This window comes from Methanococcus mangrovi, assembly GCF_054506835.1.
On record NZ_CP197114.1, the window covers coordinates 911,212 to 932,980 of the forward strand.

Consider the following 21,769-nt stretch of genomic DNA (forward strand, 5'->3'; position numbering starts at 1 on the left):
ATTCATATTCTTTTTTTAATTTTGATAAAAATTTAAAACTTTAAGTGGAAATTATGAATATAACGATTATTTCTGTTGGAAAAATAAAAGAAAAATACCTAAGTGACGCAATTATCGAATATTCGAAAAGAATTTCAAGGTACTCAAAACTCGATATAATCGAAGTTGCCGATGAAAAAACTCCGGAAAATCCAAGCGATGTTGAAAAATCAAAAATACTCGAAAAGGAATCTGAGAGAATCTTAAAATATTTAAAAAAAGACGCATTTTTAATAACCCTTGAAATTTTAGGAAATGAACTAACTTCTGAAAATTTTGCAAAAAAAATAAACGAACTTTCAATTTCTGGAAAAAGTGATATAACGTTTATTATTGGCGGTTCTCTCGGATTATCCAAAAATATTTCAGAACTTTCGGATTTTAAACTGTCTTTTTCAAAAATGACGTTTCCGCACCAATTAATGAGGGTAATTCTTTTAGAACAGGTTTACCGGTGTTTTAGAATTATTAATGGGGAACCATATCATAAATAATATTTTGGTGAGTTGTATGAAATTTGTCTGCCCTTTACTTTCAGTCAAAAACCTTGAAATCTCAAAAAAATTTTATGAAGAAGTTCTCGGTCAAAAAATCATTCTCGATCTTGGTTGGAATGTATCTTTCAGCGGAGGGTTTGCAATTCAGCTCAACTTCCCAGAAATTATTGGAATAGATAAAAATACAGTTGTAAACAAATCGCACAATTTTGAACTTTATTTCGAAGAAGATGATTTTGATAGTTTTATTAAGCATTTAGAGAGTTTTGAGGGTATTAATTACGTACACCCGCCAAAAAAACATGACTGGCAGCAGCGAGTAGTCAGGATTTACGATCCTGATAATCATATTATTGAAATTGGCGAATCAATGGCAGTTATTGCTAAAAAATATTTAAAAGAAGGTTATTCGGTTGAAGAAACCGCAAAAATTATCCAACACCCTATCGAATTTGTAAAATTATTTTTATAACTTTTATACCTATAAAATAGTCTTATAACCCCATTTTTATCATTAATTTTAAAATCATTTCGAAAAGTATATCAATTATCTTAGATATTCAAATAATAAGATTTTTATATTAAAATCTTCGAAAAACCAAAATGGCATAAATAACCTTAGTATATTTATCATGACTGCTTTAAAATATTGCAAGTAGTGATTTTAAACAGTAAAATAAATCGCTAATTAAAAATCTCGGAAGTAATAAAATATATATATGTATTCTACGGGATATACTAATTATTCTTCAAAGGAGGTTATTCTGTGAGTGCTATAGATACCATTAGGGAAATAAAGCATGCAGAAAATAATGCTGTGAATGCGATAGAAGAAGCTAAGAAAAAAGCAGAAGAAATAAAGCTTGCCGCAATAGAAGAAGGTAAGAATATAATTTCTGACGCTGAAGCTACCGCAGAAGCATCTGCGAAAGAATTAGTTTCTAAATACGAAAAAGAAGCTAAAGAAAAAGCTGAAGAAATAATGGCTAAAGAAGACAAAGCAATTGCTGAAATGGCAAACCTTGCTAAAGTCAAAATATTAAACATCAGATTAGATGATGTAATAGAATTCTAATTTCCCGTTGTGAAAACTTGAAAGGTGGTTTTATTGAGACCCGCAAGAATGAACAAAATTAGAGCGGTCATCTTGGATGAAAAAGTGGATCCTGTCATTAGACAACTCCATGAAAGCGGGCTAGTGGAGTTATACGACTTATCTACGAAACTCGAAGACCCTGAATGGAACGCGCTTATGATGCCAGCTCCATCAGCCGAGTATGGTAGAAATGTTGCTTCATTGACAATTAAAGTAAGTAGAATATTAGACTTATTTTCAAGTGTCAGTGTAGGAGAAAAAGCAGGACTTTCAGGCGTACTTAATCCAAAAGTACCGGCAAAGAAGAAACTTTCATTTTCATCCTCTGAAGAAATTATCTCCAATGTAGAAAGCGTTCTTGAGAGCGTTGAAGGAGAAATCTCAGAACCCGCTAAAAAGCTGGCCGAACTTGAAAATAGAAAAACTATTCTTGAAATGTTAAAAGACAATGTTAAATATTTATCTGGTTTTGATATTGATTTGAAATTCCTCGGGGAAGGACCTTACACAAATATCGTTTCTGGACTCATTTCACAAGAAAACATATCAGAATTAGAATCTTCACTTGAAGAAGCTACTGAAGGATACGTTGAAATTGTAAAAGGAACTCCTGTAAATAAAAGCGAAAAGGAACAAAAAATTCCAGTAATTGTCGCTACATTGAAACAATATGCAGACGTTATAAGTGCAGAACTTAGAAAGTCTGGTTTTGAAAGACTCGACATCGCAAATGTTGAAGGAACCCCATCAGAGATTTTCAATGATACTGAAAAAGAACTTTTAGGTATCGAAAACGAAACAAAAGCTATTTTAGAAAAATTGAACGCACTTTCCAAAAAATGGACTGAAGAAGTCTTAGTTTTGCATGAAGTTCTTGAAATTGAAAAAGAAAGGGCTGAAGCATACTCAATGACAGGTAAAACCGAAAGGACTCACCTCATTGAAGCTTGGACTCCTAAGAAACATGTTAAAAAGGTTCAGGAAATCATCGAAAGCGCTTCAGAAGGATACGCAGTTGTTGAAGTTTCAGAGCCTGACGAACCAGTTGAAAAAATACCAGTTATGCTCGACAATGCAAAAGCTGTAAAACCATTCGAAATGCTTACAGAAATGTACGCACCGCCAAAATACAACGAAATCGACCCTACAATGATGATAATGCCTGGATTTTTAATATTCTACGGTATTATGCTTACTGATGCGGTTTACGGTTTATTGTTAACCTTGGCTGGTCTTGTACTCTGGAAAAGAATGGGTAAAGTGAGCAGTGGTGCATACAACTTGGGATATATCTTAACACTCTCAGGTCTTTCAACAGTATTCTTTGGAATATTAACAGGTGGCTACCTTGGTGACTTCATGTACCAGTTCCTCGGAATGGACATATACACTACAGGATTTGCGCTTGTAAACCCGCTTGGTGAAAGCACATACATCAGTGCAGCAAAACCATTACTCAGTCTTGGTGGAATTGATGTAAACAATGGACCTATGGCAATCTTGTTATTCTCAATTGTAGCAGGTATTATTCACCTATTCATTGGATTAACAGTTGGTCTTAAGGAATCATTGTCAAAAGGATCAGTTTTAGATGCATTCTTGAATCAAGGTATGTGGATATTATTGATACTTGCAATAGTTGCTACAGTAGTAACCGGAAACATGATGATTGCAGGCGGTGCAGTAATCGCAGTAATCGCATTATGTATGATTAAAGGATTCATGAATGGCGGCATTCTCGATGCTTTACTCGGTGCAATGGATATTACAGGATTTTTAGGTAACGTTCTCTCTTACGCAAGGCTTTTAGCTTTATGTTTGGCTACAGGTGGTCTTGCAATGGCTGTAAACATTATGGCTAAATTATTAGGAGATGCAGTTCCAGTAATCGGTATTTTAATTGCGATAGTAATGCTCGTATTTGGTCACGCATTCAACTTTGTTATGAATGGTCTTGGTTCATTCATCCACTCATTGAGGCTACATTACGTAGAGTTCTTTGGCCAATACTATGAAGGTGGAGGAAAGAGATTCTCCCCATTCAAAGCTAAAAGAGAATACACTTCAAACTAATTAAAAAAAGGAAAAATAATCTAACATGAATGATTCGAAACGAGGTGCTTATGATGGTATTTGAAAACCCATTATTACTCGGAGCTATAGGTGCTGGTTTAGCAGTAGGTATCGCTGGTCTCGGTTCAGGTATCGGTGCTGGTATCACAGGTGCTAGCGGTGCTGGTGTCGTTGCAGAAGACCCAAACAAATTCGGTACTGCAATTGTGTTCCAGGCATTACCACAAACCCAAGGTCTCTATGGTTTCCTTGTCGCAATCTTAATCTTATTCGTATTCAAAAGCGCTCCTGAATGGGCAATGCTTGCTGCAGGTATCGGTACTGGTTTAGCTGGTTTATCAGCAATCGGTCAAGGTATCGCTTCAGCTGCTGGTTTAGGTGCTGTTGCTGAAGATGATGGAATTTTCGGTAAAGCAATGGTTTTCTCCGTTCTTCCAGAAACTCAGGCAATTTACGGTTTATTAGTTGCAATCCTTCTTTTAGTTGGGGTATTTGCAAGCCCAGGAGTTACAACAATTGCTGCACTCGGTGCTGGTTTAGCTGTTGGTTTCGCTGGTCTTTCAGGTATCGGTCAAGGTATCACAGCTGCAGGTGCAATTGGAGCTACAGCTAGAGATCCAGATGCAATGGGTAAAGGTTTAGTTTTAGCAGTTATGCCGGAAACTTTCGCTATCTTCGGTTTATTGATAGCAATCTTGATCATGCTCGGTATCATGTTTTAATTAAAATATAACGAAACTCAGGGTTTCTAAATACTTTAAATCCAATTCCGAAGGTGTTACGATGGGAGCGGAAAAGATAACATCCAAAATCGTAGAAGATGCAAATAAAAATGCCGAAAAAATTTTGGCTGAAGCTCTTAATGAAAAAGAAGCAATATTAACAGAAGCTAAGGAAGAAGCTTCGAAAAAAGAGCAAACAATAGCTAAAAAAGGAGAAAAAGATGCTGAAATGACTAAAAATAGAATTTTAGCTGAAGCAAGACTCTCCGCAAAGAAAAAATTGCTCGAAGAAAGAGAAAAAACAATCCAGTTGACTCTCGAAAAATTAGAGGAAGATTTAGCAAAATTACCTCAAAAAGAAGAATACAAAGGCATTTTGTTGAAATTGATAAGTTCCGGCGTTTACTCAGTAGGCGGTGGGGAATTAGAATTATTACTCAACAAAAAAGACTTTGAAATAGTAGATGACTCAGCACTTTGGGCTATCGAAAAAGAAATGGAAGATAAACTCAAAAAAGTCACAGTATTGAAAAAAGGCGAAGCTAAATCGATCATTGGCGGTTGCATTATAAAAACTGCAGATCACACAAAAGTATCTGACAACAGCCTCGAAGCAACATTTGAAAGGAATTTAGATTCAGTCAGAGCTAAAATTGCTGAAATGTTGTTCTAAGGTGATTTAGATGGTAGATGCTTTAACACAGTTAATGGAATTAGCAGGAATGCCTACTGACGTATTCATGACTTTATTTGTACTTGCAGGAATCGCTATATTCTTGGTTATCATGATCTTCCTGATAAGATACTTGTCAGAAACTGCTCCATTTGCTTACGTTAATGCAAGAGTAAGAAGTATGGAGTCAAGATTATTAAAAGACCACAAAATAAACGAATTAATCGAATCTGCAGGAACTACTGAGTTAATCGGATTCTTGGAAGATACCGACTACGGGCCATACTTATCCGAAGTTTTAGGACAAAATGAAGACCCTGTCGTTGTTGAAAAGGCATTAGATATTCATTTAGCACACGTTTACCAAACACTTGCAAATATCTCTCCAGATGGAGCAAGGAAAATATTAAAATTGCTTGAAAAGAAATTTGATGTTAAAAACATTAAAACACTCCTTAGAGCAAAATATGTTGGTTTGGATGCTGAAGAAACTTTCAAATTATTGATTCCACTTGGAACAATTCCTGAAAGCAAATTAAGAGAATTAAGTGAAACTAAAGCAATTGAAGAAATTGTAAGTGCTTTAGAAGGAACTGGTTATTCAAGTGTACTTTCAGAAGGATTAACACAATACGATCAAAATGGCAAATTAACTACCCTTGAGATGTCACTTGATAAATTAATCCTTGAAAACCTCTGGAAAAACGTGAGTGTTGATGGTACCGAAAAAGACTTGTTCAAAGAATTTATCGGAACAATGATTGACATTGAAAACTTGAAAATCATCCTTAAAGGAAAAGCTGATGGATTATCATCCGAAGTTATTTCAAATTACACAACAAGCAAAGGATACGAACTTGCTTCTTGGAAGTTAAAAGAGCTCGCTGATGTAGAATCAATCGAAGGAGTTATCAGCTCACTTGAAGGCACAAAATATGCCACAATAATGACTGAAAACCTCGAAGAATTTGAAAAAGCTAAATCAGTTTACGTATTTGAAAAAGCTCTTGACAGTTACTTGGTTAAAATGGGTAAAAAATTATCACTCAGACAGCCATTTGGAATAGGCCCGATAATTGGACTCATTACCTCGAAAGAACTTGAGATAAGAAATTTGAAAATTATCATTAAAGGTAAAATCGAAGGCCTGTCTGCAAGTGAAATCAGGGAGATACTGGTATCCTAAAAACGATTGTAAAGTGATATTATGAGAATCGGTGTAGTTGGAGATCCTGATGTAGTAGTTGGGTTCAGACTTGCTGGACTTACAGATGTCTACGAAGTTAAATCCCCTGAACAAGCTGCAAAGGCAATAGAAGAATTAAACAACAATTCTGAAATAGGATTGATTATTACTACCGAGAGAATCGGTGAACAAATCAGAGATTCTATTTCAAATGTAAAAAAAATTGTTGTAGAAATACCTGATAAAAACGGTCCTATTGTCAGAGAAAATGATCCTGTGAAAGTATTAGTAAGAAACGCTGTTGGTGTTGACATTAAGTAATTCTGAGGTGAAAATATGGTCGTCGGTAAAATTATCAAAATATCCGGTCCGGTTGTTGTTGCCGAAGGCATGAAAGGTTCCCAGATGTTCGAAGTGGTTAAAGTAGGAAACGAAGGTTTAACCGGGGAAATCATTCAGTTAACTGAGGACGAAGCAATCATTCAGGTTTATGAAGAAACCGCTGGTATCAAACCAGGAGAAGGAGTTACAGGAACTGGTGCTCCATTATCAGTAGAACTCGGCCCTGGTATGTTAAAAGCAATGTACGATGGTATTCAAAGACCTTTAAACGAAATCGAAAATGCTACAGATTCAATTTACATCCCAAGAGGAGTAAGCGTTCCATCAATCTCAAGAGAAATTAAATGGAACTTTGAACCAACTGCAGCAGTTGGAGATGAAGTTATAACTGGGGACGTTATCGGTACAGTTCAAGAAACTGCGTCAATCGTTCACAAAATCATGATTCCTTTTGGAGTTAGCGGTAAAATCAAAGAAATCAAAGCAGGCAGCTTCACTGTTGAAGAAACAGTTGCAGTTGTTGAAACCGCTGAAGGCGAAAAAGAAATCATGATGATGCAAAAATGGCCTGTAAGAAAGCCAAGACCATCAAAAGGAAAACAAGCTCCAGTAATTCCATTAATTACCGGTCAAAGAGTTGAAGATACATTCTTCGGACTTGCAAAAGGTGGTGCTTCAGCAATTCCAGGTCCATTCGGAAGTGGAAAAACTGTTACACAACACCAGCTTGCTAAATGGTCTGACGTGGATGTTGTGGTATACATCGGTTGTGGAGAAAGAGGTAACGAGATGACAGAAGTTATCGAAGAGTTCCCACACTTAGATGATATCAAAACAGGAAACAAATTAATGGACAGGACCGTATTAATTGCAAACACATCAAACATGCCGGTAGCTGCAAGAGAAGCTTCAGTATACACTGGAATTACAATTGCAGAATACTTCAGAGACCAAGGACTCGGTGTTCTCTTAACTGCTGACTCAACATCAAGATGGGCAGAAGCAATGAGGGAGATCTCAGGTAGACTTGAAGAAATGCCTGGGGAAGAAGGATACCCTGCATACCTTTCATCAAAACTTGCTCAGTTCTACGAAAGAGCAGGACGAGTTGAATGTTTAGGTTCAGAAAGCAAACAAGGATTCGTATGTATTGTAGGTGCAGTTTCACCACCCGGTGGTGACTTCTCAGAACCAGTTACATCAAACACATTAAGAATCGTTAAGGTGTTCTGGGCATTAGATGCAAACCTTGCAAGAAGAAGACACTTCCCTGCAATCAACTGGTTAACAAGTTACTCACTCTATATTGACGACATCGCTGGCTGGTGGCAACAAAACACCGCAGCAGACTGGAGATCATTAAGAGATGAAGCAATGAGCTTACTCCAGAAAGAAGCAGAACTCCAAGAAATCGTTCAGCTCGTTGGTCCAGATGCACTTCCGGACAGAGAAAGAGTTATCTTGGAAATTGCAAGAATGTTAAGAGAAGACTTCTTACAGCAAGATGCATACCACGAAGTAGACAGCTACTGTTCACCAAAAAAACAGTACAACATGTTAAAAGTTATCATGACTTTCTACAAGAAAGGTTTAGATGCAGTTGCTAAAGGTGCTGACCCAGCAGGTATTTCCGCAGTTACTGTAAAAGGAGACATTGCAAGAATGAAATACATGACTGATGAAGAATTCATAAACACGAAAGTACCTGAAATCATTAACAAAATGGAATCCGAATTAGGTGCTTTAATCAAATAACCTAATTTAATTTTAAAATGTAAGGAGGGTTATCATGGACGCTATGCAAAAAACCATAGAATACACATCCGTCTCCAGAATTGCTGGTCCTTTAATGGTTATTGATGGAATCGAAGGAATTGCTTACGGTGAAATTGTAGATATTACAACTCCAAACGGAGACAAAAGAACCGGGCAAGTTTTAGAAGCTAGAGAAGACATCGCTGTTGTTCAGGTATTCGAAGGAACTTCAGAATTAAACACCAGTGAAACAAAAGTAAGATTCACAGGAGATACTGCAAAAATCGGTGTATCATATGATATGCTCGGTAGAATCTTCAACGGTGCAGGAAAACCACTCGATGGCGGACCAGAAATCATCGCTGAGAAAAAATTAGATATCAACGGTTACCCATTGAACCCAGTTTCAAGAAACCCGCCAAACGCGTTCGTTCAAACTGGTATCTCAACAATCGATGGTACAAACACACTCGTTAGAGGACAAAAAATCCCGATCTTCTCAGGATCCGGTTTACCACACAACAAGCTTGCTACACAAATTGCAAGACAAGCTAAGGTAAGAGGAGAAGGTGAACAGTTTGCGGTAGTATTTGCTGCAATGGGTATCACTGGTGAAGAATCAAACTACTTCATGGATGAATTTAAGAAAACTGGTGCTTTGGAAAAAGCTGTTGTTTTCATTAACTTAGCAGACGACCCTGCAATTGAAAGAATTCTTACACCAAGAATTGCACTCACAACTGCAGAGTACCTTGCATACGAAAAAGGAATGCACGTTCTCGTTATCTTAACTGACCTTACAAATTACTGTGAAGCATTAAGAGAAATTGCAGCTGCAAGAAATGAGGTACCTGGAAGAAGAGGTTACCCAGGTTACATGTACACTGACTTAGCTTGCCTCTACGAAAGAGCAGGAAGAGTTAAAGGTAGAGAAGGAACAGTAACACAGATTCCAATTCTTACAATGCCTGATGACGATATTACACACCCAATTCCTGACCTTACAGGTTACATTACCGAAGGACAGATTGTGCTTTCAAGAGAATTAAACAGAAAAGGTATCTACCCTCCTGTTGACATCTTGCCATCACTTTCAAGGCTTGCAGGTAACGGACAAGGTGCTGGAAAAACAAGAGACGACCACTCAAAAGTTATCAGCCAAGCATACGCTGCATACGCTGAAGGTAGAGGTTTAAGAGACCTTGTAGCGGTTGTTGGGGAAGAAGCATTAACCGAAAGAGACAGATCATTCTTGAAATTCGCTGATGCTTTCGAAAACAGTATCGTTACTCAAGGAGTAGATGAAGACAGAAGCATCGAAGAAACACTTGATTACGTCTGGGATTTATTAACAATATTACCTAGAGAAGAACTCAAGAGAGTTTCCGATGAATTAATTGAAAAATACTTACCTAAAAAATAATTCAGAAGCTGAATTATTCCCATTTTATTAAACTAGGGGGATAGCAATGGCAGACGTAAACCCTACAAGAATGGAACTTCTAAAGTTGAAAGGAAAAATTAAACTCGCACAAAAAGGGCACAAACTCTTGAAACAAAAAAGAGATGCCCTTATGATGGAGTTTTTTGAGATCCTTGATCAAGCTTCTGGAATAAGAGATAAAGTAAATGATGCTCTTTCAAAAGCATACAAAGACTTGATAATGGCTCAAGCAGTAATGGGTACTTTATCAGTCAAAGAAGCTTCATTTGCAGCTAAAAATGATAACATCGACCTAGATGTGGACATGAGAAACATCATGGGTATCGATGTTCCAGTATTTGAAATTTCAAACGTAAAAAGAGACATTTCAAACAGAGGTTACAGCCCTTACGGAGTTTCCTCAAAATTGGATGAAGCTGCAAAGAACTTCGAAGAAGCTTTAGAACTTATTACAGAACTTGCAGAAATCGAAACTTCGATAAAATTACTCGCTCAGGAAATTATCACAACAAAAAGAAGAGTTAACGCTCTTGAATATGTTGTAATTCCAAAAATGAACGCAACCAAAAAATACATCGCTATGCGACTTGAAGAGATGGAGAGGGAAAACTTCTTCAGATTGAAAATCATTAAAGCGAGAATGGACGCTAAAGAAGCTGAAGAAGCATAATTCAACATCGTTGGTGGTTTTATGTTCAGAATTACTGGAAAAATTAAGGAAATTGAAGATAAAATTGAAGGCAAAAAACAGGAAGGGGCTAAACTAGAAATAGTCGGTCAAAAAGTTCCAGTTTTTGCAGCAGAAACTGTTGAAATTAAAGCAGGCGAAATTAAAGCAGTGAATATTAACAAAATTTGCTTGCCTAAAAAAACAGTTTTAATGCCTTCCGCATACATTCAGCATAAATTAGGTAACATGGTATCTTTAGGAGAAGAAACTCCCGTTCCTTTCGAACATGAACGATGTCTCGAATACGCAATCTTTGTTGCAGTAAAAGAAGGAACAATTAAAGAAGGAGAACTCATTGGAACCATTGTAGTACTTCATGCTGAATAATTAAATACCATTAATACTAACTTTTTTTAACTTTTCGATAAAATTTACGTGAAACAATGGATAAAGAAATTTCGCAAATCAGAGATTTGGGAAATCAGCAAACGCAGGACGTTGGCTCGATTTATAAATTTCTGCACAATTTAAAATCCAATTTTAAAAGAAAAACATTAAACGAACTTTTAAAAGAAGATAAACCGCATTTAATAGTAAACGGGCAAAGGCATAGAATTAAGAAAAAAGAACTCGAATTCATAAAAGAAAATATATCTGGCGATATACGTCTTCCAATAATATTAGAAGTTGATTCAAGTTACGATTCAGGAACTGTAAAAATAGAAGGAATCGAAGAAGTGAAGTTGATATCAAAAATTTTAGGAAAAAAGGTCAGCCTTTTTAGCGAAGAAAATGTCCTTTATATTTACAAACCCGAATTAAGGGAAGTTAGACGAAAACTACCAACTACAACACAGTACTTGTTTAGAGTAGGCCTTAATTAGTGATAAAATGCTAAAAAAGAAAAAATATTATGGAAGAGACCCATTAAAGAAACTTATGAATGATCCGGAAAAAAGCGAAAAAATTTATAAGATACTCTTCTTAGTAAATATATGGGTTTGGTTCTCAATGTTTATTGGTGCGGTTATCTTTGTAATATGGGCCTACAAATTCCTATCAGCGTAATTCAGGTGGTTTTATGAACGAATATGTATTGTACTTCACCATGATTTCATTAGTGTTTGGTGCGTTTTCTGCGTTAAAATTAGCATTTAGAAAAGAAACTTCAAACGTACTTATCGGAGAAGGCCTGATGGCTGTAATAATTGCTACATTTTTAGTAATTTTGGCAGAAATATACTCAATTGCATATGTAGAAACTGTAGCACTGTTACTATTAGTATGCGGTCCAATTGGAACGATTGCATTTTCAAAATTTATGAAAAAAGGAAGTTCTGCAGAATTATAAATAAACTGACATTTTTGATATTTTTTGATAAAAAAAGAATTTATTTTTAGGTTTGGTTTTAATTTATTTTTTTAACCAGTTTATGCTGTTGCTTATCCCATCTTTAAATGAATCAGCGCTACTTTTTTTATGCTCAGAATTACTTTTTTGAACTTCTACTTCAACTGCAGGTTCTTCATTTGCTGAAGCTGAAATACTCTGTTCCCTATCTCTTTTTTTCTGTTCTAATTTTTCTTTATCAAGTTCGAAGTCTTCCTCTACCCTTATCACGTGGTCTGCAATATTTTGAATTGCAGTACTAAACCCAGGTTCTGCTCCAACAACAATAATCTGTTTTCCGCGTTCTTTGGCTTTTCGAATTGCAGGTAAAAAATCTGCATCTCTCGTCATGTAGACAATTGTATCAATATTTTTATTAAATATCAATTCAGTTCCTTCAACAGCCATTTCAACATCGACATCTCCTGCAGAGATTCTTGGCTCAAATCCCTGATTTGCAATGGCTTCAATTAATTTATCTGACGCGTATTGGTTTAAATAAACCCTACCAACAACAATATCGCCAAACTGTTCTAATGCATCCCTTACTTTATCGAGATCAACATTGAATTCTTTTCTTAACATGTTTGGTCCATCAATAAGTAAAGCCATCTTATTAGTCCCTTTTTTGCTGGTTTTTACGTAAAATTTCTTTAAGTTGCCCAGTTTTTTCCACATCTATCTCACGACCAAAATTTAAAAAATAATTAAGTAAATAACTTATTCGCATCTAAACTATTTAAATATAAAACTTTTTTTCATATTTTTCCCTAAATTCATCAATATTTTTAGAAGTATTGTCTAATGTAAGGGGAGTTACTGATACGTTTCTTTTATTCCGAACAGCATATACATCAGTTCCTTCTTCTTCATCCATCACAGGATATCCATCAAGCCAGTAGTAATTCCTGCTTCTTGGGTCGGTTCTTTCTTCAACGTGCATCGAATACATTTTTTTAGCGAGTCTTGTAATCTCTACAGGAGTATTTTCCGTAGCATTGTCCGGAACATTTATATTTATCACGTCACACGGGAATTCATCGTCAACAAACTTCTTAAACACGTTTCTAACAACCCTTGCAGCAGTCATAAAATCGATAGGACTTTCGCCTTCTTTAAATTTTAAGTGATCCGTTGTAACTTGAAGCGAACATGCAAGTGATTTTGCACCGTGATGTGCACCTTCGAATGCGGCTCCAAGCGTTCCCGATGTTGTAATTTCGGTTCCAAGATTTTCACCGATATTTATTCCTGAAATTATATAATCTGGAACTTTCTTTAAAACCTGGTAAATTCCAAGAACTACACAATCGGTAGGTGTTCCAGATATTGCGTAGCCTTCAGAACAGTCGGAAAGTTTTGTTTTAGTAATTCTTAGCGGCTCAAACAAACTTATTGCTCTTCCAATACCGCTCTGCTGATTAGTGGGTGCAACAACAGTAACATTTGCATCAAATTCTTCAGTTATTACATTTTTAAGTGCTAAAAGGCCATTTGAATAAATCCCATCATCGTTTACAAGCAATATATCCATTGTCATAAAAAAATCACCATTAATACATTTATCGTCTCACCAATATTTATATAATATCTACCAAATGCTAAAAAAACCCACCAATTGAATTTTATAATTCTAAATTCCCACTAAAAATATAAGTATATACTTAAAGACCCGATATGTGCTTTTAGGCCTATCAATAGGCAAGTTAAAGAGGTAGCTACACGCATACCCCATTTATCTTAATTATATTGCATAATAACAACTTTAGATTTTCACTAAATTTCAATTTAAAACTAAAATTTTATTATATTACTATATTAAATTATACTATTTTTAAACTTCATTTTTTAAAACTTGATTTTCAAAATATAAATAAAGTTAATTTTTTAAAAGTAACATCAAAAGTATATATAGTAGCCGATTTCATATAGTTATTAAAGTTATTTTGATAATGGATTTATGGTGTATTTATGAAAAAAAGGAATATTACAGAATTTCAAATACTCTCAGAAGTTGTTAGAAGACAGCCCCATATAAAACAGAAAGAAATTGCAGACATTCTTGGAATAACCGTTCAAGGTGTTTCTGAACACATGCGAAATCTGATAAAAGATGAACAGATTAAAAATAGGGGAAGAGGAGAATACGTAATAACTGAAAAAGGTATGGCTTCACTAAAAACCTGGATTTCAGATTTTAAAAATTATTTAAACGATGTAAATCAAAATTTATACCGCTACAAGGATGTATGGCCAGCAATTGCTATTGAAGATATAATTCCTGGAGAAACTGTTGGAGTATACATGAAAAAGGGAATTATCTACGTTTCAAAAAATATCGAATCAGATGCAACTGCAAAAGTATTTTATGGCGGAAATTCAGGAGAGGACGTTGCAATACACGAAATTCAGGGCCATATTGAAGTTCAAAATGGAAAAGTCATTGTTTTAAAAATACCATCTGAAGTAATGGGTGGATCGAGAAACGTGGACTACAATATCATAAAAAACGTTTTTGAAGACTATCCCGATGCAGTAATTGCAACTGCCGGAACTGTGGGAACAGTTATAGTAAATAAACTTGGAATCCATCCAGATATCAGATTTGCAGTATCTGAGGGAATTGTTTCTGCGTGCAACCGGGGTTGTAACGTTATTGCAATAATTACTGGAAAAATGGCTGAAAAAATAATAAAAACGGTTGACAAAAATAAAATAAGTTATACTCTTTTAAATGCATCGAAAACGACTGAATCAGACGAACAGCCGATGTTTTCTTAAATTTTTATAATATTTTTAATATATTATTTTAAAAAAAGAAAAAGAAATTTAGTATCCTAATTTTTGGAGTAATGGTTCTGGAGAAATAAAGTTTACGTCCAAAGCTACTTCTTTTGGCTGCATTCCCATTGCAAGACCTAAAAGCTGTGATAAGTGTACAACAGGGAATCCGTATTCCTTACCTAATTTTTCTTTAATTTCGATTTGTCCCCTGTCGAATTGTAACTGACAGAATGGACATACGTTAACTGTAGCATCAGCACCTACTGCTAACATGTTTTCGATTTTTTCTTGTGTCATGCTTAATGCAAGGTCTAATTCTTTAGCTCTTACACCGCCACCTGCACCACAGCACATCATTTTGTCTTTGTAGTCTACTGATTTAGCACCTGTTGCTTCAACGAGTTCGTCGAGCATTGTTGGGTGTTCAGCACCACCGAGACCTTTCGCTGCAGTTGGTTTTAAGAAGTGGCATCCGTAGTGAACTCCGATGTTTACACTTAATGGTTTTACAACGTTTTCTCTGATTTTGTCTACACCAATATCTTTGTAGATTAATTCAGCGAAGTGTCTTACGTGAACAGTTCCTTTGTATTCTTTTCCGATTTCTTTGAGCTGTTCGTTTACCATTGCCAAAGCATCTTTGTTTTCGTGTAACATGTGTGCAGCTTCGAATAATGAACCGTAGCAACCGTTACATACGGTAACTATGTCAGTTCCCATTTCTTCTGCAATTACTAAGTTTCTTGCAGCTAATGTTAACCAGGTCTTTTGGTCGAATGAACCAAATACCCCTGGAGCTGGACAGCAGGATGCACCAGGCATGTCAACTAATTCCACACCTAATTTTTCCATTACTGTTCTTGTAGCTGATTCAACACCAGCGTACCTGTTTGGCATAATACATCCAAGGAAAAACGCGTATTTCATCAATATCACCTATCTTAAATTATGAAACTCGTAAATTATTGTTTTAAACCCATTGTTTTCCAGTCAAATCCGATTAACTCATCGAATTTTAAGTTTTTAGCAAGAGTTCTGATTTCATCCATGTCTTTTTGGCTGAACTGTGCAATTGGTGCTTTTTCAGCAAGACCGATTGATTTTCTTAATTTTGCTGTATCGTCGTTTGCAGGTACTGCGTGACCAGCTTTTAAAACGTATACTGCTGTCATTTTGTGGGGGGTTGCCATGTTTCCTTTTTGAGCAGCTAAGTTCCTGATTGTTTTAATGATTTCAGTTACTTTAACGTCTCTTGGGCATCTTTCGTAGCAAGTATAGCAGGTTGTACATTTCCAGATGTCATCACTGTCTAAAACACTGTCTATACCGAGTAATGCTTGTCTTATTACTTTTCTTGTTCTGTATGCAGTTCTTCTACCGCTTGGGCAGCTTCCTGTACATGTACCGCATTGGTAGCATGATTTTAATGAAGCTACTTCTTTTTCTCCCGGAACAGGGGTTCCAGCTTCAATGATTTTGTTTACAAAACCTTTGTTCAACTCTTCAGCTTTCATCATCCTTAACACCTCGAGGATACTTTGGTTTATATATAATATATTTATTGGTAATCGATATCATATCTTATACTCTTGTATAATACCTTAGTATTTTTAATAGAAATTCGAATATTATTTAAGACGGTGGTATTTTGATTGGGAAAATGGTCAAAGAATCAGAAAAAGGAATTTTAATTGATATTGAAGTTACTACAAACGCTAAAAAAAATGAAATTGGAAAAATTAACGAATGGCGTAAACGAATAGAAATAAGAATTAAAGAACAGCCAATTGAAGGCAAGGCAAACAAGGCAATTATAAAATTTTTAAAAGAAATTTTTAAAAGTGAAGTATTGATAAATTCAGGAACTACCTCATCACAAAAAACAGTACTTATACCAGATAAAACAAAAGATGATGTTGTAAAAATTTTAAAAACGGAAATCAAATCAATTTAATCGTATTTATTAAAGTGATAACATGGAAGACGATATTAATTACACTCTTGCAGCATATCGAATCTGCACCCCCGAAGAAACCTTTGAAAAGATAGAACCGATAATAAAAGAAATTGGCGTTACGAGAACTGCAAGAATCGATGGACTTGATAGAATCGGAATTCCTGTTTTTTCTTCGATCAGGCCATCTGCAAAGAACGGTGCAATCAGCGTATATGCTGGAAAGGGCGCTACTGAAATTCAAGCAAAAGTTTCATCCACAATGGAAGCAATTGAAAGGTATTCTGCAGAATTTGACGAAAATTTAAAACTTGAACTTACAAAAGAGCCTGAAAACCCGGTAAACCTGGATGACTTAATTTTACCTGGCGGAAAAAGTGCAGAATACATGGATACGGATGGAATAGATTGGGTAGCTGGAAAAGATATTATCAGCGGAAAAACCTGTTATGTTCCAATCAACAGCGTCGTTCACCCCCATGATGGAAAAAAACTATTTAGAAGTAATACCAACGGTCTTGCATCTGGAAACTCTGAAGAAGAAGCAGTTTTCCACGCGATGCTCGAAGTAATCGAAAGAGACGCCTGGAGTATCTCAGAACTTTCAAAAAACACATACAGAAAAGTAAACGTTGAAAATGCGAAAAATCCGCTAATTTTTGAACTTCTTGAAAAATTTAAAAAAGCAAAAATAAACATTATCCTAAAGGATTTGACAAGCGAAGTTGGAATTCCTACAGTTGCTGCAATTTCTGATGATGATGTTTTAAAAGACCCTGCACTGTTATGCATGGGCGTTGGATGCCATTTGCACCCTGAAATTGCTGTTTTAAGAGCATTAACAGAAGTTGCACAGAGCAGAGCTACACAAATTCACGGGGCACGGGAAGACACGAATCGGGGGGATGTTGTACGAAAAATAAATTACGACAGGATGAAACGAGCGCATAAAAAGTGGTATACATTCAAAAATGAAATAAATATTGAAGACATGCCAAATAACGCTAAATTAAACCTTAAAAAAGATATTGAAACTGTAAAATCTACCCTAACTCAGTTCGGTTTTGATAAAATCATAACAGTTGAACTAAATAAAACTGAAATCAATGTTTCAAGAGTAATTATTCCAAAAATGGAAATGTACAGTGTTGATAGGGATAGAATTTCACTTTGGATAAAAGATAGAGTTCGAAGAAACCTTGAAAGTAATTTAAACGTAATTTAATCTTTTTTAGTTAATTTAATTAATTTATTTTTATTTAAAAAAGCTTTTTTGAAAAATTATTCAACTGTTTTTAAATTTTAAACTTTTAAAAAACGAGTTTTATTAAAATTAAACATTTTAAAAATAGATTAGATGGACTGAGCGGGATTTGAACCCGCGGCTTCCGCATAGCCAATGCGGCACTCTCCCAGTCTGAGCTATCAGCCCCATTCCAGCTTAATTTTGATTGTTTTTAATATATAAATATTTCCATTTAAAATATTCTTTTAAAAACTTATAAAACTTCTAAAAATCATAAATTTATACGGTACTTTAAAAAATAATTCAAAGGTAGTTTTATGGAAAACATTACGAATTATTTTGACGTTGTTATTATTGGAGCAGGTCCGGCAGGGCTTTTTGCAGCATACGAATTATCAAAACATAGCAAATTAAAAACTATTGTAATTGACCGGGGAAAAGACGTTTTAGATAGATATTGCGCTGCAGACACTCTTAAAAAATGTATAAAGTGTGAACCATGCCAAATACTGTACGGAGTAGGTGGTGCAGGCGGTTTAAGTGACGGAACCCTGAATTTAAGGCCTGATATTGGGGGAAACTTATCCGAAATAACAGGTGACGAAAATTATGCCTGGCAGCTTATTTTTGAAGTTGATAACATCTTTCTGACTCACGGTGGCCCAAAAAAACTATTCAAAGGGTCATTTGAAAAGATAAAAGACCTTCAAAGACATTCCGCACAGAACGGGGTTAGATTTATTCCAATCATTCAAAGACATATCGGCTCAGACCATACGAAAGAATTAATTGCAAATATTAAAAATACACTGCAAAATCAGGGTGTTACTTTTTTATTGAACACCGAGGTTTTAGAATTTGAAATAAATAAGGTATATGTATACATTTCTGGAAAAAAAGAAACAATCAATACCAAATATATAATCGTTGCACCGGGAAGAGGCAGTGCAGAGTGGTTTTTAAAAATTTCAGAAAAAATAGGTTTAAAAGCAAATCACGGGCCAATTGATGTTGGAGTAAGGGTTGAAGTTCCATCAATAATCATGGAATCGATTACAGAAATAAATCATGACCCCAAATTTCATATTTACACCGATACATACGATGATTTCGTTAGAACGTTCTGTACAAACCCGTATGGATATGTAGTCGAAGAAAATTATGGGGACACCATTGGAGTAAATGGGCATTCGATGGCAGACAAAAAAAGTGAAAACACGAATTTTTCATTTTTAACAAGAATTGAACTTACTGAGCCTGTGGAAAATACAACAAGCTATGGAAAAAGTATCGCAAAACTTACAACAACACTTGGAGGTGGAAAACCAATTTTACAGAGGCTTGGGGACTTAAAACGGGGAAGAAGAAGCACATGGGAGAGACTAAAAAAAAGCAGCTTTGACCCGACACTAAAACAGGTTACTCCCGGAGACATTGCAATGGCACTCCCGCACAGGATTGTCACAAATATAATCGAAGGGCTTGAAAAATTAGATAAAGTAATTCCCGGAGTTTCTAACGACCATACATTATTATATGCGCCGGAAATTAAGTACTATGCAATGAAAACAAAAGTAAATTGTGATTTGGAAACAAACATTTCCGATATTTTTGCCGCAGGAGATGGTGCAGGTCTTTCAAGAGACATTACAAATTCCTGCGCAACAGGAATACTTGCAGCTCGTGGAATTCTTAAAAAAGAAGGAGTTTCAGATAAATTTAAAGATGAAACCACCAACTGGCAGGGAAAAATAGAAAATATGGAAATAATGGGATAATATGCTAAAAGTTTACAACACGCTCACGAGAAAAGAAGAAGAATTTAAAACATTAAACAAAAAAGAAGTTAAAATGTACGTTTGTGGCCCAACAGTCTATGATAACACACATTTAGGCCACGGAAGAACTTACGTTTCGTTTGATATAATTCGTAGATACCTTGAACATATCGGCTATACCGTAAACCTCGTTATAAATTTTACAGATATTGACGATAAAATCATTAAAAGATCACAAGAAAAAGGAAAAAATCCAGAAGAAATTTCTGAACAATTTATAAACGTATTTTTAAACGACATGGCTACATTAAAGGTAAAACCTGCGGATATTTACCCGAAAGTTACTGAACACATCCCTGAAATCATATCGTTTATTGAAAAGTTAATTGAAAAAGGTTTTGCGTATAAAACTGAAAATGGGGTTTATTTTGAAGTTAAAAAATTCGAAAATTATGGAAAATTGAGCAATATCACTTTAGAAGATTTATTTTCGGGAGTTAGAATTGAAACTTCTGAAGACAAGAAAAACCCTGAAGACTTTGCACTCTGGAAAACTGCAAAACCGGGCGAACCCTGCTTTAAAAGTCCTTTTGGAGAAGGAAGGCCGGGTTGGCATATTGAATGCTCTGCAATGAGTTCAAAATACCTTGGAGAGCAGTTTGACATACACGGCGGTGGACGAGATTTATCGTTTCCCCACCATGAAAATGAAATTGCACAGAGCGTTGCATATTCTGGAAAAGATTGGGTTAATTACTGGTTGCATACCGGCTTTGTAATGGTTAACGGGGAAAAAATGAGCAAATCATTGGGCAATTTTGTAACTATTGGCAATATTTCAAAAGAGTACAATCCTGAAATTTTAAGGTTTTTCTTCATTCAAAGGCATTACCGAAGCCCGATTGATTATACTGCTGAATCAATGAATCACGTTAAAAATAATCTTGAAAAGATATACAATGTAATTGAAAATATAAGAATTTCCCTTGAAAAATCCGAAAAATCAAGAACGTGGGGAAAAAATGAATTTTTACTCTATGATATTTTAAAAAATTCAAAAAGTAATTTTTATGATGCAATGAATTCAGATTTCAATACTGTTGAAGCTTTAAAAGCAGTTTTTGAAGTTTCTAATGGAGTTAATAAATATTTAAGTTTAACAGAGGTCCAAAGTGAAGGTTTGCTCTTAAAAGCACTTGATTTCTTCAAAACAGTTGGAGAAATATTTGGATTATTTGAAGATTACTTTAAAGAATCATCTGAATCAAATGAAGAAGAATTTGTTAAATTTTTAATTGGATTAAGGTCGGATTTGAGGTTTCAAAAGAATTACGAAATGTCCGATAAAATAAGAGATGGTTTAAAGGATTTAGGCTACCAGATTGAGGATAACCCAAAAGAAGGAACTGTATTTAAAAAAATAAACATTTAATCTGGTACGAAATATTTATAAATTTTTATTTTTGAGTGGTATTTTGGACGAAAATTCCTACAAAACGCTTAAATCTTTTTCAAAAGTTGAACTGGCCTTTAAAGGTTCTCTCTTTATCGGTTATGGAAAACCTGTAAAAAGTGAAATGGAAGCAAAAGAGTTTATAAATGAAATTAAAGCAATTCATAGTGATGCAACACATAACGTTTCTGCATATCGAGTAGATATTGAAAACAACTTTGCAATAAAGTACGATGATGATTTTGAACCACAAGGAAGTGCAGGTAAACCAATTTACAAAGTTATCGAATTAAAAAATCTCCAAAATATTATAATTGTCGTTACAAGGTATTTTGGAGGTGTTAAATTAGGATACGGCGGACTTGTAAAAGCTTACAGCGATACTGCAAATGAAGTTATAAATTCATGCGGAATTTTAGAAGTTTTTGAAAAGTCATATGTAACTTTGGAGTTTGATTATTCCGAGATACAGAAAGTTAAAGATATTTCACAGACTTTTGGAAAAATTGTTGAAGAAAACTATTTTGATGTTGTAAAATTCAAAATAGAACTTAAAAAAGGGCTTGAAGACGAATTTACTAAAAAATTAGTTAATATAACAAAAAATAAAATAAAAATTGATAATTTATAGTTGATTCAACATAAATTAACACAAATCTTTTAGGGG

At 35.0% G+C, this 21,769-nt stretch carries 25 protein-coding genes and 1 tRNA gene; 21 read left to right on the forward strand and 5 right to left on the reverse strand.

Annotated elements, in window-relative coordinates; genetic code table 11:
* Positions 1 to 53 precede the first annotated feature (53 nt).
* The 15 genes from rlmH (at position 54) to ACS5L2_RS04930 (ending at position 11,848) form a co-directional block, all read left to right on the forward strand.
* On the forward strand, positions 54 to 533 hold the full coding sequence (gene rlmH / locus ACS5L2_RS04860; RefSeq protein WP_459200911.1) for a 23S rRNA (pseudouridine(1915)-N(3))-methyltransferase RlmH: 480 nt from the start codon (positions 54 to 56) through the stop codon (positions 531 to 533).
* A gap of 16 nt (positions 534 to 549) precedes the next feature.
* On the forward strand, positions 550 to 1,008 hold the full coding sequence (locus ACS5L2_RS04865) for a VOC family protein (protein ID WP_459200912.1): 459 nt from the start codon (positions 550 to 552) through the stop codon (positions 1,006 to 1,008).
* 294 nt (positions 1,009 to 1,302) lie between these two features.
* Entirely contained in the window at positions 1,303 to 1,611 is a 309-nt protein-coding gene (locus tag ACS5L2_RS04870; RefSeq protein ID WP_459200913.1) for an ATP synthase subunit B family protein, read from the forward strand.
* A gap of 33 nt (positions 1,612 to 1,644) precedes the next feature.
* The gene (locus ACS5L2_RS04875) at positions 1,645 to 3,705 is read left to right on the forward strand and encodes a V-type ATP synthase subunit I (protein WP_459200914.1); all 2,061 of its coding nucleotides are present in this window, start codon (positions 1,645 to 1,647) and stop codon (positions 3,703 to 3,705) included.
* A 53-nt stretch (positions 3,706 to 3,758) separates the two neighbouring features.
* Complete coding sequence (locus ACS5L2_RS04880) at positions 3,759 to 4,427, forward strand: ATP synthase subunit K (protein WP_011170984.1); 669 nt, start codon at positions 3,759 to 3,761, stop codon at positions 4,425 to 4,427.
* A gap of 61 nt (positions 4,428 to 4,488) precedes the next feature.
* A complete protein-coding gene (locus tag ACS5L2_RS04885) occupies positions 4,489 to 5,100 on the forward strand; it encodes a V-type ATP synthase subunit E (protein ID WP_459200915.1) in 612 nt (203 codons plus the stop codon).
* Between the two features lie 10 nt (positions 5,101 to 5,110).
* The gene (locus ACS5L2_RS04890; protein ID WP_459200916.1) at positions 5,111 to 6,286 is read left to right on the forward strand and encodes a V-type ATP synthase subunit C; all 1,176 of its coding nucleotides are present in this window, start codon (positions 5,111 to 5,113) and stop codon (positions 6,284 to 6,286) included.
* A gap of 21 nt (positions 6,287 to 6,307) precedes the next feature.
* Positions 6,308 to 6,607: a V-type ATP synthase subunit F gene (locus tag ACS5L2_RS04895; protein ID WP_459200917.1), complete on the forward strand. Its 300-nt coding sequence runs from the start codon at positions 6,308 to 6,310 to the stop codon at positions 6,605 to 6,607.
* A gap of 15 nt (positions 6,608 to 6,622) precedes the next feature.
* Positions 6,623 to 8,383 (forward strand): ATP synthase subunit A, encoded by a 1,761-nt coding sequence (locus ACS5L2_RS04900; protein ID WP_459200918.1) that lies wholly within the window; start codon positions 6,623 to 6,625, stop codon positions 8,381 to 8,383.
* Between the two features lie 34 nt (positions 8,384 to 8,417).
* Entirely contained in the window at positions 8,418 to 9,806 is a 1,389-nt protein-coding gene (locus tag ACS5L2_RS04905; protein ID WP_459200919.1) for a V-type ATP synthase subunit B, read from the forward strand.
* A 46-nt stretch (positions 9,807 to 9,852) separates the two neighbouring features.
* Complete coding sequence (locus ACS5L2_RS04910) at positions 9,853 to 10,497, forward strand: V-type ATP synthase subunit D (RefSeq protein ID WP_459200920.1); 645 nt, start codon at positions 9,853 to 9,855, stop codon at positions 10,495 to 10,497.
* A 21-nt stretch (positions 10,498 to 10,518) separates the two neighbouring features.
* Positions 10,519 to 10,884, forward strand: a complete 366-nt coding sequence (locus ACS5L2_RS04915) for a DUF22 domain-containing protein (protein WP_459200921.1) — start codon at positions 10,519 to 10,521, stop codon at positions 10,882 to 10,884.
* Between the two features lie 56 nt (positions 10,885 to 10,940).
* Positions 10,941 to 11,381 carry a DUF61 family protein gene (locus ACS5L2_RS04920; RefSeq protein WP_459200922.1) on the forward strand — a complete coding sequence of 147 codons (441 nt, stop codon included), beginning with the start codon at positions 10,941 to 10,943 and terminating at the stop codon, positions 11,379 to 11,381.
* Positions 11,382 to 11,388: 7 nt separating this feature from the next.
* The gene (locus ACS5L2_RS04925) at positions 11,389 to 11,565 is read left to right on the forward strand and encodes a hypothetical protein (RefSeq protein WP_169929111.1); all 177 of its coding nucleotides are present in this window, start codon (positions 11,389 to 11,391) and stop codon (positions 11,563 to 11,565) included.
* A 13-nt stretch (positions 11,566 to 11,578) separates the two neighbouring features.
* Positions 11,579 to 11,848, forward strand: coding sequence for a monovalent cation/H+ antiporter complex subunit F (locus ACS5L2_RS04930; RefSeq protein ID WP_459200923.1), 270 nt, complete (start codon positions 11,579 to 11,581; stop codon positions 11,846 to 11,848).
* Between the two features lie 63 nt (positions 11,849 to 11,911).
* Here the strand turns inward: ACS5L2_RS04930 and ACS5L2_RS04935 are convergent, their stop codons facing one another.
* Together ACS5L2_RS04935 and surE are read right to left on the reverse strand one after the other, a co-directional pair.
* On the reverse strand, positions 11,912 to 12,565 hold the full coding sequence (locus tag ACS5L2_RS04935; protein ID WP_459200924.1) for a TIGR00288 family NYN domain-containing protein: 654 nt from the start codon (positions 12,563 to 12,565) through the stop codon (positions 11,912 to 11,914).
* A gap of 61 nt (positions 12,566 to 12,626) precedes the next feature.
* Positions 12,627 to 13,427, reverse strand: coding sequence for a 5'/3'-nucleotidase SurE (gene surE, locus ACS5L2_RS04940; protein WP_459200925.1), 801 nt, complete (start codon positions 13,425 to 13,427; stop codon positions 12,627 to 12,629).
* 431 nt (positions 13,428 to 13,858) lie between these two features.
* On the opposite strand from surE, the gene ACS5L2_RS04945 reads away from it, so the two are divergent.
* Positions 13,859 to 14,668: a DUF7839 domain-containing protein gene (locus ACS5L2_RS04945; protein WP_459200926.1), complete on the forward strand. Its 810-nt coding sequence runs from the start codon at positions 13,859 to 13,861 to the stop codon at positions 14,666 to 14,668.
* Between the two features lie 48 nt (positions 14,669 to 14,716).
* Here ACS5L2_RS04945 and hdrB read toward each other — a convergent pair whose 3' ends face one another.
* Both hdrB and hdrC read right to left on the reverse strand, forming a co-directional pair.
* Positions 14,717 to 15,598, reverse strand: a complete 882-nt coding sequence (gene hdrB / locus ACS5L2_RS04950) for a CoB--CoM heterodisulfide reductase subunit B (protein ID WP_459200927.1) — start codon at positions 15,596 to 15,598, stop codon at positions 14,717 to 14,719.
* Positions 15,599 to 15,633: 35 nt separating this feature from the next.
* On the reverse strand, positions 15,634 to 16,188 hold the full coding sequence (gene hdrC / locus ACS5L2_RS04955; RefSeq protein ID WP_459200928.1) for a CoB--CoM heterodisulfide reductase subunit C: 555 nt from the start codon (positions 16,186 to 16,188) through the stop codon (positions 15,634 to 15,636).
* A gap of 131 nt (positions 16,189 to 16,319) precedes the next feature.
* On the opposite strand from hdrC, the gene ACS5L2_RS04960 reads away from it, so the two are divergent.
* Positions 16,320 to 16,625 (forward strand): DUF167 domain-containing protein, encoded by a 306-nt coding sequence (locus tag ACS5L2_RS04960; RefSeq protein WP_459200929.1) that lies wholly within the window; start codon positions 16,320 to 16,322, stop codon positions 16,623 to 16,625.
* 22 nt (positions 16,626 to 16,647) lie between these two features.
* The gene (locus tag ACS5L2_RS04965; RefSeq protein ID WP_459200930.1) at positions 16,648 to 17,850 is read left to right on the forward strand and encodes a YcaO-related McrA-glycine thioamidation protein; all 1,203 of its coding nucleotides are present in this window, start codon (positions 16,648 to 16,650) and stop codon (positions 17,848 to 17,850) included.
* 133 nt (positions 17,851 to 17,983) lie between these two features.
* Here ACS5L2_RS04965 and ACS5L2_RS04970 read toward each other — a convergent pair.
* Positions 17,984 to 18,057: transfer RNA gene (locus ACS5L2_RS04970), tRNA-Ala, on the reverse strand.
* A 131-nt stretch (positions 18,058 to 18,188) separates the two neighbouring features.
* On the opposite strand from ACS5L2_RS04970, the gene ACS5L2_RS04975 reads away from it, so the two are divergent.
* Genes ACS5L2_RS04975 through ACS5L2_RS04985 form a run of 3 tightly spaced genes read left to right on the forward strand, consistent with a single transcriptional unit; the run spans position 18,189 to position 21,733 of the window.
* Positions 18,189 to 19,649 carry an NAD(P)/FAD-dependent oxidoreductase gene (locus ACS5L2_RS04975; protein WP_459200931.1) on the forward strand — a complete coding sequence of 487 codons (1,461 nt, stop codon included), beginning with the start codon at positions 18,189 to 18,191 and terminating at the stop codon, positions 19,647 to 19,649.
* A gap of 1 nt (position 19,650) precedes the next feature.
* A complete protein-coding gene (cysS, locus tag ACS5L2_RS04980; protein WP_459200932.1) occupies positions 19,651 to 21,081 on the forward strand; it encodes a cysteine--tRNA ligase in 1,431 nt (476 codons plus the stop codon).
* A 43-nt stretch (positions 21,082 to 21,124) separates the two neighbouring features.
* On the forward strand, positions 21,125 to 21,733 hold the full coding sequence (locus tag ACS5L2_RS04985; RefSeq protein WP_459200933.1) for an IMPACT family protein: 609 nt from the start codon (positions 21,125 to 21,127) through the stop codon (positions 21,731 to 21,733).
* Positions 21,734 to 21,769: the final 36 nt, after the last annotated feature.

Coding starts and splice junctions, on each gene's coding strand:
- ACS5L2_RS04925 (WP_169929111.1), top strand. CDS start 11,389: ATGCTAAAAAAGAAAAAATATTATGGAAGAGACCCATTAAAGAAACTT.
- ACS5L2_RS04920 (WP_459200922.1), top strand. CDS start 10,941: ATGGATAAAGAAATTTCGCAAATCAGAGATTTGGGAAATCAGCAAACG.
- hdrC (WP_459200928.1), bottom strand. CDS start 16,188: ATGATGAAAGCTGAAGAGTTGAACAAAGGTTTTGTAAACAAAATCATT.
- ACS5L2_RS04865 (WP_459200912.1), top strand. CDS start 550: ATGAAATTTGTCTGCCCTTTACTTTCAGTCAAAAACCTTGAAATCTCA.
- ACS5L2_RS04895 (WP_459200917.1), top strand. CDS start 6,308: ATGAGAATCGGTGTAGTTGGAGATCCTGATGTAGTAGTTGGGTTCAGA.
- ACS5L2_RS04915 (WP_459200921.1), top strand. CDS start 10,519: ATGTTCAGAATTACTGGAAAAATTAAGGAAATTGAAGATAAAATTGAA.
- ACS5L2_RS04935 (WP_459200924.1), bottom strand. CDS start 12,565: ATGTGGAAAAAACTGGGCAACTTAAAGAAATTTTACGTAAAAACCAGC.
- hdrB (WP_459200927.1), bottom strand. CDS start 15,598: ATGAAATACGCGTTTTTCCTTGGATGTATTATGCCAAACAGGTACGCT.
- cysS (WP_459200932.1), top strand. CDS start 19,651: ATGCTAAAAGTTTACAACACGCTCACGAGAAAAGAAGAAGAATTTAAA.
- ACS5L2_RS04930 (WP_459200923.1), top strand. CDS start 11,579: ATGAACGAATATGTATTGTACTTCACCATGATTTCATTAGTGTTTGGT.
- ACS5L2_RS04905 (WP_459200919.1), top strand. CDS start 8,418: ATGGACGCTATGCAAAAAACCATAGAATACACATCCGTCTCCAGAATT.
- ACS5L2_RS04885 (WP_459200915.1), top strand. CDS start 4,489: ATGGGAGCGGAAAAGATAACATCCAAAATCGTAGAAGATGCAAATAAA.
- ACS5L2_RS04945 (WP_459200926.1), top strand. CDS start 13,859: ATGAAAAAAAGGAATATTACAGAATTTCAAATACTCTCAGAAGTTGTT.
- ACS5L2_RS04900 (WP_459200918.1), top strand. CDS start 6,623: ATGGTCGTCGGTAAAATTATCAAAATATCCGGTCCGGTTGTTGTTGCC.
- ACS5L2_RS04890 (WP_459200916.1), top strand. CDS start 5,111: ATGGTAGATGCTTTAACACAGTTAATGGAATTAGCAGGAATGCCTACT.
- ACS5L2_RS04965 (WP_459200930.1), top strand. CDS start 16,648: ATGGAAGACGATATTAATTACACTCTTGCAGCATATCGAATCTGCACC.
- ACS5L2_RS04975 (WP_459200931.1), top strand. CDS start 18,189: ATGGAAAACATTACGAATTATTTTGACGTTGTTATTATTGGAGCAGGT.
- ACS5L2_RS04880 (WP_011170984.1), top strand. CDS start 3,759: ATGGTATTTGAAAACCCATTATTACTCGGAGCTATAGGTGCTGGTTTA.
- ACS5L2_RS04910 (WP_459200920.1), top strand. CDS start 9,853: ATGGCAGACGTAAACCCTACAAGAATGGAACTTCTAAAGTTGAAAGGA.
- surE (WP_459200925.1), bottom strand. CDS start 13,427: ATGACAATGGATATATTGCTTGTAAACGATGATGGGATTTATTCAAAT.
- rlmH (WP_459200911.1), top strand. CDS start 54: ATGAATATAACGATTATTTCTGTTGGAAAAATAAAAGAAAAATACCTA.